The sequence below is a fragment of the Rhodospira trueperi genome (assembly GCF_900101965.1).
Lineage (GTDB): Bacteria > Pseudomonadota > Alphaproteobacteria > Rhodospirillales > Rhodospirillaceae > Rhodospira > Rhodospira trueperi.
In genome coordinates this window covers 63819-77017 of sequence record NZ_FNAP01000009.1, presented here as the reverse complement: position 1 = coordinate 77017, position 13199 = coordinate 63819, and the positions used below count along the sequence as shown (strand labels likewise).

The window sequence follows — 13199 nt, the reverse complement described above, 5'->3', positions numbered from 1 at the left end:
CTCTTCCTTCGGATCCGCCCTCACACCGATGCGTCCCGAGGTCCAACGCAACACGCTGGAGGCTGGCCCGGGGCGGTGCTAAAGTCTTTTTCAGTCGAGGAACACGGAGAGCCCGACCATGATGGAAACGTCGATCCTGGTGCTCACGTTGGTTGTTCTGGCCATCGTGTTCATCATTCTGAGCGTGAAGATCGTTCCGCAGGGATGGGAGTACACGGTCGAGCGGTTCGGGCAATACATCAAGACGCTGGGCCCCGGCCTGCACATCATCACGCCGTTCGTCGAGCAGGTCGGCAGAAAGCTGAACATGATGGAGCAGGTGCTGGATGTGCCCGAGCAGGAGGTCATCACCCGCGACAACGCCATGGTCACCGTGGACGGCGTCGTGTTCTACCAGATCCTGGACGCCCCCAAGGCGGCCTACGAGGTGCGGCAGCTCGAACTGGCGATCCTCAACCTGACCATGACCAACCTGCGGACCGTCATGGGCAGCATGGATCTCGACGAACTGCTGTCCCAACGTGACCAGATCAACGCCCAACTGCTGACGGTGGTGGATCTGGCGACCAACCCCTGGGGGGTGAAGGTCACTCGCATCGAGATCAAGGACATCTCCCCGCCGCGCGATCTGGTGGAGTCCATGGGACGCCAGATGAAGGCCGAACGCGACAAGCGCGCTTCCATCCTGGTGGCCGAGGGCCAGAAGCAGGCCACCATCCTGGAGGCCGAGGGCCGGCGCGAAGCGGCCTGGCGCGACGCCGAGGCGCGGGAGCGTCTGGCCGAAGCGGAGGCCCGCGCCACCACTCTGGTCAGCGAGGCCATCGGCAAGGGCGGCATGGGGGCCGTGAACTACTTCGTGGCTCAGAAGTACGTCGAGGCCCTGCAGAGCCTCGCCGTGGCGCCGAACCAGAAGGTGCTGATGCTGCCGATGGAGACGACGGGCGTTCTCGGCTCGCTGGCCGGGATTGCCGAAATCGCCAAGGAGGCCCTGCGCCCCGATCCGTCCAGCGGCGGCAGCGGGGGGGGAGGCGGCGGCGCCACCGCGCGAACCCCGCGCCCGACCGCGCCGTCCGCCGCGCCGTCACCGCCCGGGACGGGCGCCGGGATGGCATCTGCCCTGTCCCCTTCATCGCTCATGCCGTCGGTTCCGGCCGGTCCCTGGGCGGCGCCCCCGCCCTCGTGATACGGTGCCACTGACGCGGAGACAGTCATGGATATCGCCTGGCCCACGGCCGTCGTTTTCTGGCACTGGTGGATCTTCGGCGGGCTGCTGTTGGTGCTGGAGTTGCTGGCTCCCGGCATTTTCTTCCTCTGGACCGGTTTGGCGGCGGGCCTGACCGGGCTGGTGGTGTTCTTCTTCCCGTCCATGGCCTGGGAGATCCAGGCGCTTCTGTTCGCGGTGCTGGCGCTGGCGACAACGTTTGCCGGGCGCCGCATCTGGCGACCCGGCGCCGTCCCCACCGACCATCCGATGCTGAATCGTCGGGCACATCGCCATGTCGGGCGCGTGGTGGCGCTGACGACCCCTCTGGGGGACGGTGGGGCTCGCGTGCGGGTGGATGACAGCGAGTGGTCGGCGGTGGGCGAGACCGTGGGGCTCTCCGCCCCCGCCGGGGCCGCCGTCAAGGTGGTCGGCGTGCGGGATGGCCTGCTGGTGGTGGCGCCGCACGGCCCGGCCGACACCGATCCGGCGACCCCTGGCGCGCCATGACCGGCGCGGGCGGTCCCGGATCGAACCCTCCCGGGGTCGCGGAACCCTCAACCGCTGAAGAGGACGGAGAACCGTCCCGGCGCGGGCGTTGCCATTGAAGGCGCGGATCGGACAGAGTACATGGCAAGCGATGCCGCGCCGCTGACCGGCCAACCCGGCGGGCGTCGGCGGCCCTGGCGGGAGGACCAACCATGCGCATGCCGGACCCCGACGCCGATGTCATTGCCCGTCGCGCCGCCATCGCTCGCGCTCTCAGGCGGATCGTGCCCGGCGAGGGCGTGATCGTCGATGAGGACGCCCTGCGGGCCTACGAGTGCGACGGTCTGTCGGCCTACCGCCAGCCGCCGCTGATCGTGGTTCTGCCCTCGACGACCGAGCAGGTCTCGACGGTGCTGCGCTATTGTCACGACAACGGTGTGAAGATCGTGCCCCGGGGCGCCGGCACCTCGCTGTCCGGCGGCGCGCTGCCGCTGGCCGACGCGGTGACGCTGGGCCTGGGCAAGTTCAACCGCATCCTCGACATCGACATCGAGAACCGCTGCGTGGTCGCCCAGCCCGGCGTGACCAACCTGGCCATCACCACGGCGGTACAGGACCAGGGATTCTATTACGCCCCCGACCCCTCCAGCCAGATCGCCTGCTCCATCGGCGGCAACGTCGCCGAGAACGCCGGCGGCGTGCACTGCCTAAAATACGGTCTGACCACCAACAACCTGTTGGGCGTTGAAATGGTGCTGATGACCGGCGAGGTTATTCGGTTGGGCGGCAAGCACCTGGACCCTGGTGGCTATGACCTGATGGGCGTGGTCACGGGCTCGGAAGGTCTGCTTGGCGTCATCACCGAGGTGACGGTGCGCATCCTGCGCGCGCCGGAGACCGCGCGGGCCGTGCTGATGGGCTTCCCCGATACCGACTCGGCCGCCGCCACCGTGGCCGACATCATCGCCCGGGGCATCATTCCCGCCGGCCTGGAGATGATGGACAAGCCGGCCATCCACGCCGCCGAGGATTTCGTCCACGCCGACTATCCGCTGGATGTCGAGGCGTTGCTGATCTGCGAGCTGGACGGTCCCGAGGCGGAGGTCACCCATCTGATCGAGCGGGTCGAGGCCATCGCCCGCGACAAGGGGGCGACGTCGCTGCGGGTCTCCACCAGCGATGCCGAACGCGCCCTGTTCTGGGCCGGCCGCAAGGCTGCCTTTCCGGCCGTGGGGCGCATCTCGCCGGACTACTACTGCATGGACGGCACCATCCCGCGCCACGCCCTGCCCACGGTGCTCAAGCGCACGGCGGAGATGTCGACGCGGTACGGCCTGCGCTGCGCCAACGTCTTCCATGCCGGGGACGGCAACCTGCATCCGCTGATCCTGTTCGACGCCAACGTGCCCGATGAACTGGAGCGGGCGGAGGCGTTCGGTGCCGAAATCCTGAAACTCTGCGTCGAGGTCGGCGGCGTGCTGACTGGGGAGCACGGCGTGGGCGTCGAGAAGCGTGACCTGATGGGCGAGATGTTCAGCGACATCGACCTTCAGCAACAGCAGCGCCTCAAGTGCGCCTTCGATCCCGGCCAGTTCCTCAACCCCGGCAAGGTGTTTCCGACCTTGCATCGGTGTGCCGAGTTGGGGCGCATGCACCTGTCCGGGGGGTCCATGCCGTTCCCCGACATCCCGAGATTCTGAGGCCAGGGCGCGATATGGAATCCTTCCATGAGCCGTCATTGCGAGGAGCATTGCGACGAAGCAATCCAGGGCGGATGTTCGCGCTTTTCGCCCGGGATTGCTTCGCTCGCGTCTGGCGACGCGGGCTCGCAATGACGGTGTTCCCGCGGAGATCAATCAGTCAGAGCCGCCCATGACCCAGTCCTACCGTCCCGACACACCCGAGCAGGTGGCCGAATTGGTGGCCTGGGCCGCCGCCGAGACGACACCGCTGGACCTGCGCGGACACGGCACCCGGGCTGACCTGGGTTGCCCGACGAACACCAGTCACGTCCTCGATCTCAGCGGCCTGTCCGGCATCATCGATTACGCCCCCAACGAACTGGTCATCACCGCGCGGGCCGGCACCTCCATGGCGACCATCCAGGCGGCGTTGGACGACGCCGGCCAGATGCTGGCGTTCGAGCCGCCGGACTGGCGCGCCCTTCTGGGCAAGCCCGACGGGCCGGACGATCCGCCCGGCACCTTGGGCGGACTGGTGGCCAGCAACCTGTCGGGGCCGCGCCGTCTGGCCGCCGGGGCGGCGCGCGATCATGTGCTGGGGATTCAGGGCGTGTCCGGGCGCGGCGAGGCCATCAAGTCGGGCGGCCGTGTGGTCAAGAACGTCACCGGCTTCGACCTGTCGAAGCTGATGACGGGCTCGTTCGGCACCCTGGCGGCCTTGACCGACCTCTCGTTGAAGGTGGTGCCGCGCCCGGAGGAAAGCCGAACCGTGCTGATCCGGGGCATCGGGGATCAGGCGGCCATGGAGGCGATGTCGCGGGGTCTGTGCTCTCCCCACGAGGTCTCGGGGGCCTGTTACCTGCCGGAGGACGTGGCCTGCCGCTCAGCGGTCGCGGCGGTGCGCGATCCCGGCCGGTCGGTGACCGCGCTGCGGGTCGAGGGGCCGGAGCCCTCCGTCGTCTGGCGCAGTGAGGCGTTGCGCAACGAACTGAGCGCCTGGGGGCCGACCGACGCGCTTCACACCGCCGACAGCGCCGCTCTCTGGGCCGAGGTGCGGGACGCGCGACTGATCGCCGATCCGCCGGAGGCCCAAATCTGGCGCCTGTCGGTGCCGCCGATGAACGGCGCGGCCGTGGCGCGCGCGTTGGAACACAACGCGCCCAGCGCGCTGCTGTCCTGGATGGCCGATTGGGGCGGTGGGCTGCTCTGGCTGTCTCTGGCGCCGACGCCTCATGCCCATGCCGCCGGTGTGCGCCGGGCCGTGGACCATCACGGCGGCGGCCATGCCACGCTGATTCGGGCCAGCCGTGATGTTCGCGCGCATGTCGCGGTGTTCCATCCGGCGCCGGCGCCTCTGGAGGCCCTGTCCCGGCGCGTCAAGGAAAGCTTCGATCCCGCCGGCATTCTCAGTCCGGGCCGCATGGCGGAGGGGCGCTGAGCGATGCAGACCAACTTCTCTCCGGACCGGCTGGAACAGGACCGTCTGGTCCGTCAGGCCAACGATATTCTGCGCACCTGCGTGCACTGCGGGTTCTGCACCGCGACCTGTCCAACCTATGTGCTGCTCGGCGACGAGTTGGACAGCCCGCGCGGCCGCATCTACCTGCTGAAGGACATGCTGGAGAACGACAAGCCGGCCAGCAAGACCGTCGTGCGTCACATCGACCGTTGCCTGACCTGCCAGTCGTGCATGACCACCTGTCCGTCCGGTGTGGACTACGTCCATCTGCTGGAGCAGGGCCGCGCCCACATCGAACGCACCTACAAGCGCCCCCCGATGGACCGCGTGGTGCGGGGCATGCTGGCCGCGATCATCCCCCGGACGGGCCGCTTCCGCCTCGCCATGTTGGGCGGTTGGCTGGTCCGGCCCGTGGCGCGGCTGCTGCCGGGACCGATCGGGGCGATGGCGGACATGGCCCGCAAGCGTCCGGCGCTGCGCTCATCGATCAACAAGCCGCAGGTTCTGCCGGCCCAGGGGCCCAGGCGGGCGCGCGTCGCCCTGATGCGCAACTGCGTGCAGCCGGCGCTCAATCCCGAGATCGACGCCGCCACCGCGCGGCTTCTGACCCGCCTGGGCTGCGAGGTCGTGATCGCAGAGGGTCAGGGCTGCTGCGGCGCCGTCGTCGGCCACATGGGTCGGGAGGACGAGGCCAAGGCGTTCGCCCGCGCCAACGTGCGCGCCTGGACCGCCGCCGATGTGGACCGCGTCGTGGTCAATGTCTCCGGCTGCGGTACCACCGTGAAGGACTACGGCCACCTTCTGGCCGACGATCCGGAGTTGGCCGCCGATGCCCGGGTCATCGCCTCCAAGGCGGTGGACGTGACGGAACTGCTGGCGGACCTGGGGCCGGTCGAGCCGGTCACGGAACGACGCATCGTCGTGGCCTATCACGCCGCCTGTTCGCTCCAGCACGGCCAGCGCGTCACCACCGCGCCCAAGGCGCTGCTGGAGGCCGCCGGTTTCCGCGTCGTGACGCCGGCGGAGTCCCATCTGTGCTGCGGGTCGGCGGGCACGTATTCCATCACCCAGCCGGACCTGTCGCGGCAACTGCGGACACGCAAGGCCGAGGCCCTGGAGACGCTCGATCCAGATGTCATCGCGTCCGGCAACATCGGCTGCCTGACCCACCTCGCCGCCGAGGTCGGCGTGCCCCTGGTCCATACCGTGCAACTGCTCGACTGGGCCACCGGTGGGCCCCAACCGCCCGCCTTGGATGTGCCGCCGAAGGGGCGGGGCCGCAAGGATGCGCGCGCATCCTGACGCCTGGCCGGAGCAATCCGGTCCCGGTCCCGACCCCGGTGGACCGGGCCGGGCATCCTGGCCTACAGTGTCCGTGACATCCTTGTCCGCCTCGTTCGTTTTCGCAGAGTCCTGCGGAGGATCGTGTCATGGGAGGCCGCACGCTCGGATTCAGGGTCTGCCGTCTGGCGATGGCCGTTGCGATGGTGGTCGCGGTCTGGCCGGTGAACGGGGTCACCGCCGAGGATCGGGTGGCCCTGGTCATCGGTAATTCCGCCTACCAGCACACGACGCCGCTCACCAATCCCGGCAACGATGCCCGGGCCATGGCGGACCTTCTGGCGCGGCTGGACTTCGCGGTTCTGGACGGACGCGATCTCGACAAGCGGGCCATGGAGTCCCTCCTGCGCGAATTCGGCCAGCAGGCGGGAATGGCGGATGTGGCCCTAGTGTTCTACGCCGGACATGCCCTGCAGGTGGGCGGGGAGAACTACCTTCTGCCCATCGATGCCCGGCTGATGTCCGAGGGCGATCTGAAATGGGAGGCGGTCCCGCTGGCCTTCGTGATGGAGGAGGCAGACCGGGCCGCGCGCCTACGTCTGATTCTCCTGGATGCCTGCCGCGACAACCCGCTCGCGGAGCAGATGGCGCGTGCCGCGAGGGGGCGCTCGGTTAACGTGGGGCGCGGTCTGGCGATCATCGATACCACGTCCACCGTGACCGATACCCTGATCGCCTATGCGACCGAGGCCGGCGCCATCGCGGATGACGGACGGGGGCGCAACAGCCCGTTCACTGAGGCCCTGCTTGAGCATCTGCCGACGCCGGGCAAGGAGATTCGCCTGGTCATGGGCGACATCCGGGACGCCGTCAGTCGCAAGACGAACGGCCGGCAGATTCCCTGGGTCAGTGCCTCGCTTGGGGGAACGGAGTACATCCTCGCGCCGGGCGCCACGCCGTCGCCAGCCCCATCGCCCACCGTCGCCACACCGCCGGAGCCGGCCGGCCCGGCGTCGGCCGACCTCGACCTCGCGTTCTGGAATTCCGTGAAGGACAGCGGCTCGGTCGCGGCGTTCGAGGCCTATCTGCGGCGGTTCCCGGAAGGCGTGTTCGCCGATCTGGCGCATCTGAGGATCCAGGACCTGAAGGCCCCGCCCGCGCCGAACGAACCGGCTGTGGCCGCGCGGACCGCCGGTCCCGAGCCCCAGCCGGGCGCCTCGGCACAGGTTTCAGCCCTGCCGCCGGGCCGCTTTCCGGAAGGCTCCACCCGCCGGCTGCGCGCGGCGGATCTGGCGCGCCTGTCCACCCAGGATCTGGCGGAAATGCGCAACGAGATTTATGCCCGCCACGGTTACGTCTTCAGGACCGCGCGCTGGAGCCGGCACTTCCAGGCCACGGACTGGTATCGGCCGAATCCGAGCGGTACCGTGACGCTGACGCCCGTGGAACAGGCCAACGTCGCCGTCATCCAGGCCGAGGAACGGTCCCGGCCCTGAGGCCGGTGGCGGATGTCGGGCCGGGGGGCTGGGGCCTCGTCCAAGATGTGGCGTGAGCAGGACCGGATACGCCGATTGCCGGGATTGGTTCACGGAACATGGGGCCACCCCTGGTCGGCCCGGCGGAGGGGCCGGTCACTCCATCTCGCGGACCAGGAACGTGCCCGTCGTCTTGTCGGTGCCCAGGATATGCGTGGTCAGCCATTGCTTCAGGAACGGCAGCAGGTCCTCGGCCACGTCCAAGCTGCCATCAGTATACTGTTGCTGAAACTGCTCGGCGGAGGCGATCAGGTGTTCATGTTCCGCCTTGTGGTCCAGGAATTTCGGGTCCCCATAGGTCTGCATCAGTCGTTCTTCGTGTCGGAAATGCCATGCCGTGTAGCTGAACAGACTTTCGAGGATGTCGCCCACAACCTCTGTCCCGTGCCCGGCGGCGACCGCCACATCAAGCTCGTTGAGCATGCCAACCAGCTTCTTGTGATCCTCGTCGATTTCCTCGACTCCGACGCTCAGGGCGTCGCTCCACTCCAACCCAGCCATTGGACCGTTCCCCTCATGCAACCGGCCACGGACCTCGGGCCGTCGAAGACCGCCGCGCCGGTTTCCCCCAAAATACTGTCTCTCAAGTCGCGATAGCGGCCAAGGCGAAATCGCATCGCCGGCTGTGGGGACTTCAGACTCGGCCGCAGGCATAGTAGGGTTGTCTGGCGGCGTGACGATGGAGCCCCGGCCATGACGACGAGCGACAAGACCGTGATGATCGTGGATGACGATCCCCTGGCGCGGGAGTTGTTGACCGCCGTGTTGAACGCCTGCGGCATCACGCGCGTCCTATCGGCCGGCGATGGCGAGGAAGGTCTGGCCGTGCTCGCCCGGGCTGATCCCGCGCCGGCGTTGATCATCACCGACATCGACATGCCGCGCATGGATGGGTGGAGCCTTGCCCGCCGCATCAGGATGGGCGCCGTTGAGGGGCAGAACGATCTGCCGATCGTCATGCTGACCGCCAACAACTCCGAGCGGAATCAGCAGAAGGCCGAGTTTCACAGGATCGAGGGCTATTTGGTGAAACCGCCCACACCGGACACGGTCGGGCCGTTCCTTTCCCGGGTGTGACCCGAGACGGCCCCGGGATCAGGCTGCGGCCCCGCGGGGCAGGCACACCGTGAACGTCGAGCCCTGACCGACCACACTATCGACGGTGATGCGGCCGCCGTGGGCGGCCACGATCTTGCGGGCAATGGCCAACCCCAGGCCGTGGCTCTTCTCGTCGCCGGTGGGACGCACGCTCAGACGCTGAAACGTCCCGAAGACCTTGTCGATCTCTTCGGCGGGAATGCCCTGTCCCTGGTCGGCGACGACGAACCGGGCGTCATCGCGGTCGGCCCGGACCGTCACGGTGATCATGGACCCGGGATGGGAATACTTGATGGCATTGGTGATCAGGTTATCGACCACCTGGCTCATCCGCTTCGCGTCCAGAACGACGTCCACCGGCGCCATGTCGGTTCGAATGGAGATGTCCTTGCGCGCGGCGAGGCTGCCCAACAGGTCGAGACGGCCGAGGACCAGCACGTCCAGGCGTTCCAGACTCGCATCGATGGCCAGCTTGCCGCTTTCGATGGCCGAGATGTCGAGCAGATCGTTGAGCAGGTCCGCCATATCGCGCGAAACGGTGCTGATGGTCTCCAGGTATCGGGTCCGCTGGGCCTCGTCCAGGTTGGGCGCGGACAAGAGAAGGGTAGAGAACCCCTGGATCAACGCAATGGGACCGCGCAAGTCATGCGCCGCCATGCCGACGAACTGGTTTTTCAACTCGTTGAGGTCCTTGAGTTGAAGCTGCTGGCGGTCGCTGATGCGGGTCAGGCGGTCGATCCGCGAGACGACCTTGCGATGAGTCTCCAGCAGGGCGGCAAGGTCCTCCGGCGTCACGGTGCCGTTCTGAAGCGCCGCCTCGGTCCTGGCGATCATCCGATGATCTTTGCCCTCGGTCCTGGAAGTCACGGGCCACCTCGTGTCTTGGGGAAGCGCGACCGGGCTTGGGAGGTCGGGCGCACGCCCAGCCTTTCCAGACCGTCGGGGCGCCGCCTCCAAAGGCGGGGCAGTATAGGCAGCCATTGCATTGCGGGACCACTCTTAACAGACGGGCGCACCGTGTTTTTGGAACCGAGACTGCCGAGGACATTGAAACGTGCCGAGGCTGCTGGTAATCTCCGCGTCCGTGGCCTATGAGCCGAGAGAGTATTTGTGCCGTTCTCCTGATCCGATCCCTCGTGCCTTTGCCGTCGGTCTGTCGTCTTTTGGTCTGAACGGCGGGCGCCTCCCTGAAGAGCATCATTTTTTTTCGCGGCCTGTTCGTGATTTCCGCCGTTTCGGCAGCAAGACAAAGAGGCGTCCGGTATGTTGGCACAAGAACAGTATGAGTTCCGGTCCTTTCTCCGGGACAAAGGTATTCTGTTTTGCTATAGTGGATACCTGACAGAGGATATTCTGACGGGAATTGGCGAGGCGATCCAGAAGAAGCTGGAACTGGAACAAGCCAGCCGACAAACGTCCAGAAGCCTGTTCTCGGTGTTTGTTGAACAGGTGCAGAACATCATCCGATATTCGGCTGAAAGTGAAATTCTTGAAGGCGCGGATTCGCAGACAAACGAGTTGCGTTACGGCGTCCTCAGCGTTGGTCGGGAAGGCGGCAAATACGTTGTGGCGTGTTGCAACCTGATTCGTACTGAAGATACGAGCCGCCTGGAAGAGAGCCTGAAGCACATCCAGTCACTCGACCGGGCTGCTCTCATTTCACTGTACAAAAAGACGTTGAAATCGGGTCGGCCCGAAGGCAGCAAAGGTGCCGGTGTCGGCTTTATTGATATTGCCCGCCATGCCACGCAGGGTTTCACGTATGATTTTATGAAGATTGACGAGAATTTCAGCTATTTCTGTCTTGAGGCTTACGTGTAAAGCCAATTTTTGGGATGTGTTGGGTCAGTCCGGATCGACGCAATGCGCCCTCGAGCAAATCCCGAGCGGCCCGGAACGGAACGCGACGACGATTTGCACAAATCGCAGATGATCGGGGCGCTATGGGTGAGGCCGAATGAACCCGAAGTGCTCTTGAGGACGGACACCGGAGGACCTGATGGATCCCATTGTCATCGCCGCAACAAAGCGTTGCCCGGAGATCAGCTTTGATTTTGCGGCCAATACCTTCCTGATTAAGGGCGAATCCTATCCCGAGGATGTGAACGCTTTCTACGCGCAAATCGTCGACGCATTGGAACAGCATCTGGCCAACCAGAAGGACGCGACGATCCGCCTGGACATTGAACTGATCTACTTCAATAGCTCAACAGCCAAGGTGCTGATGGAGCTGTTCGAGCTGATGGAATCGTCGGCGGCGCGTGGCAACGACGTGATGATTTCCTGGCAATACGAGGAAGACGACGACAACATGGAAGAACTGGGCAGAGAATTCGCCGAGGAATTGGAGCACGCGAAGTTCACAATGAAGATGGTGAAGGTGTGACGGCGCATTGCCCGAGACGCCCATCCGTGATCGGCCTGCCGGGCCTCAAGAAAGAGCCCGGCCGCTGGCCGGCACCGCTTCCCCATCATGACTCGCGGTGCCCAACGGCGCCCTGCAGACGGACGAAGGAAGACCGTGCCCGTGAAACCCGCCAACAAGGATGACTCGATCATCGCCCGAGCGCAGGCGGTGCTGGAAAGCGGCACCGTGACGTCCGAGGACCTTGCCGCCCTGCTAGACAAGTACCGCAAGCTGGCCTCGCGCATGGACCGGCTCACCCGCATTGGTGACCGACAACAGCTTCAACTCAAGGAACTCAACGAACTGAAGACCCAGTTCGTCGAGATTTTGGAACAGCGGGTCGCGGAGCGCACGGCTGAGTTGCGGCGCAGCGAGCGTCACCTTCAATCCGTGATGGATACGGCGGCCGATGCCATCGTGACGGTCGACGTCGCGTCGGGTAGCGTGGTCGGCCTGAACCAGTCGGCGTGCGGCCAGTTCGCGCGCTCGGTCGTGGAAACGGTCGGCCAGCCCGCGCGCATCCTGCTGAAAGGCGAGGCGGAGGTTCCGACCAGCGGCAACCATGTGCTTGAGGCGTGCCGGGCCGACGGTAGCACGTTTCCGTGGGAGATTTCGGCGGCCGTGACCTCCGACGGCGCGACCCTCGTCATCACCGGGCGCGACATCACCCAGCGGTTGGCGGCGGAACGCGAGATCCATTTCCTTGCTCACCATGATCCGATCACCGAACTGCCCAATCGCCGCGCGGCCCGGATCGCCCTGACCCTGGCCATAACCCAGGCGACTGGCGACATCACGGTGGCCTACGTCGAGGTCAAGAACCTGGGCGAGATCGGACGCGCATTGGGGCTGGAGGTGCTGGAGGCGGCGCAAAGACTGCTGGGCGAGCGACTTCGCGCGGCCGTGCCGACATCGTGGACGGTGGCATCCTGGGGGCACGACTTCCTGATCCTGGCGGAGGGCGACCAGTCGGCGGCGGAAGCCTCGCTGACTGCGGCGGTTCAATCCGTGGGCGCCGAGCCGATGATGGTGAACGGGGCCGAAGTTTCCGTCGCGTTGACGGTGGGCGCGGTCCTGGCGCCCCGGGACGGCGATCAGCCCCTCCAGCTCATTCGCCGCGCCAGCATGGCGGCGTTCAGCGCCGTGCGCCGTGGTCTGCCCCATGCCATCTTCGACGCGGCGCTGTCGGACGCCATGGCGCGACGGGCGCAACTGATCGGCGCGCTGCGCCACGCACGAGAACGGGACGAACTGCGCCTGTTCTTTCAGCCCAAGGTCTGCTTCGCCACCAAGAAGGTCGTCGGCGCGGAGGCTCTGGCGCGCTGGTTCAACGCCGAGATGGGCTTTGTCTCGCCCGGCGAGTTCATTCCGCTGGCCGAGGAAAGCGGCCTGGTGGAGGGCATCGGTGAATGGGCGCTCGAAACGGCCTGCCAACAGGCGGCCGAGTGGTGCCGCGCCGATCCCTCGTTCATCATGGCGGTGAACCTCTCCAGTCACGATCTGGACCGCCCAGGTTTCGTCGACGAGGTCGCCGCGTGTCTGGACCGGCACGGCCTGCCGCCCGCGAACCTGGAACTGGAAGTCACCGAAACGGCGGTGATGGGGGACCGCGCCGCCGCCAGCGTGGTGCTTCGCAGCCTCGGGGACCTCGGCATTTCGGTGGCCATCGACGACTTCGGCACCGGCTACTCCTCGCTGAGCTACCTGAGCACCCTTCCGGCCCACGTGCTGAAGGTGGACCAGGGATTCGTGCGCCGCATGACGACTAGCGAGAACGACCGCTCCATCGTGCGCGTTATCGTTGGTTTGGCCCAGACCCTGTCCATGAAGACCGTGGCGGAAGGCGTGGAAACCCCCGGTGACGCCGCGTTTCTGCTCGGTCTGGGGTGCACCCTGGCACAAGGATACCTGTACGGCAAACCGTGCCCGCCGGACGAGTTCCAGCGCGAATTCCTCGGCCGCTCGCTCCAGGAGGTCTGAGACCGGCGAACGACAAGCCTGTCCATTTCGTCAGGCAACCGTTCTGCCCGCCTTGCTTTCATCGGCC

12 protein-coding genes are annotated in these 13199 nt (G+C 66.4%); 10 read left to right on the top strand and 2 right to left on the bottom strand.

Annotated features, from left to right (window positions below; all coding sequences use genetic code 11):
• Nucleotides 1–118: 118 nt before the first annotated feature.
• From BLS85_RS12480 to BLS85_RS12455, 6 genes are all read left to right on the top strand, one after another.
• Nucleotides 119–1183, top strand: a complete 1065-nt coding sequence (locus BLS85_RS12480) for an SPFH domain-containing protein (RefSeq protein WP_092786787.1) — start codon at nt 119–121, stop codon at nt 1181–1183.
• Nucleotides 1184–1210: 27 nt separating this feature from the next.
• The gene (locus BLS85_RS12475) at nt 1211–1711 is read left to right on the top strand and encodes an NfeD family protein (protein ID WP_092786785.1); all 501 of its coding nucleotides are present in this window, start codon (nt 1211–1213) and stop codon (nt 1709–1711) included.
• Nucleotides 1712–1902: 191 nt separating this feature from the next.
• Nucleotides 1903–3390 carry an FAD-linked oxidase C-terminal domain-containing protein gene (locus BLS85_RS12470; RefSeq protein ID WP_092786783.1) on the top strand — a complete coding sequence of 496 codons (1488 nt, stop codon included), beginning with the start codon at nt 1903–1905 and terminating at the stop codon, nt 3388–3390.
• Between the two features lie 172 nt (nt 3391–3562).
• Nucleotides 3563–4810 (top strand): glycolate oxidase subunit GlcE, encoded by a 1248-nt coding sequence (gene glcE / locus BLS85_RS12465; RefSeq protein ID WP_092786781.1) that lies wholly within the window; start codon nt 3563–3565, stop codon nt 4808–4810.
• A 3-nt stretch (nt 4811–4813) separates the two neighbouring features.
• Nucleotides 4814–6133 (top strand): glycolate oxidase subunit GlcF, encoded by a 1320-nt coding sequence (glcF, locus tag BLS85_RS12460; RefSeq protein ID WP_092786779.1) that lies wholly within the window; start codon nt 4814–4816, stop codon nt 6131–6133.
• Nucleotides 6134–6261: 128 nt separating this feature from the next.
• Nucleotides 6262–7608 carry a caspase family protein gene (locus BLS85_RS12455; protein WP_092786777.1) on the top strand — a complete coding sequence of 449 codons (1347 nt, stop codon included), beginning with the start codon at nt 6262–6264 and terminating at the stop codon, nt 7606–7608.
• Nucleotides 7609–7743: 135 nt separating this feature from the next.
• Here the strand turns inward: BLS85_RS12455 and BLS85_RS12450 are convergent, their stop codons facing one another.
• On the bottom strand, nt 7744–8148 hold the full coding sequence (locus BLS85_RS12450; RefSeq protein ID WP_176793693.1) for a bacteriohemerythrin: 405 nt from the start codon (nt 8146–8148) through the stop codon (nt 7744–7746).
• A 192-nt stretch (nt 8149–8340) separates the two neighbouring features.
• Here BLS85_RS12450 and BLS85_RS12445 point away from each other — a divergent pair, with 192 nt between their 5' ends.
• Nucleotides 8341–8724 carry a response regulator gene (locus BLS85_RS12445; RefSeq protein ID WP_092786773.1) on the top strand — a complete coding sequence of 128 codons (384 nt, stop codon included), beginning with the start codon at nt 8341–8343 and terminating at the stop codon, nt 8722–8724.
• 18 nt (nt 8725–8742) lie between these two features.
• Here BLS85_RS12445 and BLS85_RS12440 read toward each other — a convergent pair whose 3' ends face one another.
• On the bottom strand, nt 8743–9579 hold the full coding sequence (locus BLS85_RS12440; RefSeq protein ID WP_176793691.1) for a sensor histidine kinase: 837 nt from the start codon (nt 9577–9579) through the stop codon (nt 8743–8745).
• A gap of 429 nt (nt 9580–10008) precedes the next feature.
• On the opposite strand from BLS85_RS12440, the gene BLS85_RS12435 reads away from it, so the two are divergent.
• The 3 genes from BLS85_RS12435 to BLS85_RS12425 all read left to right on the top strand — a co-directional run bounded on the left by BLS85_RS12435 (nt 10009) and on the right by BLS85_RS12425 (nt 13132).
• Entirely contained in the window at nt 10009–10566 is a 558-nt protein-coding gene (locus BLS85_RS12435) for a SiaB family protein kinase (protein ID WP_092786769.1), read from the top strand.
• Between the two features lie 178 nt (nt 10567–10744).
• A complete protein-coding gene (locus BLS85_RS12430; protein WP_092786767.1) occupies nt 10745–11131 on the top strand; it encodes a DUF1987 domain-containing protein in 387 nt (128 codons plus the stop codon).
• A gap of 135 nt (nt 11132–11266) precedes the next feature.
• A complete protein-coding gene (locus tag BLS85_RS12425) occupies nt 11267–13132 on the top strand; it encodes a putative bifunctional diguanylate cyclase/phosphodiesterase (RefSeq protein ID WP_176793689.1) in 1866 nt (621 codons plus the stop codon).
• Nucleotides 13133–13199 lie beyond the last annotated feature (67 nt).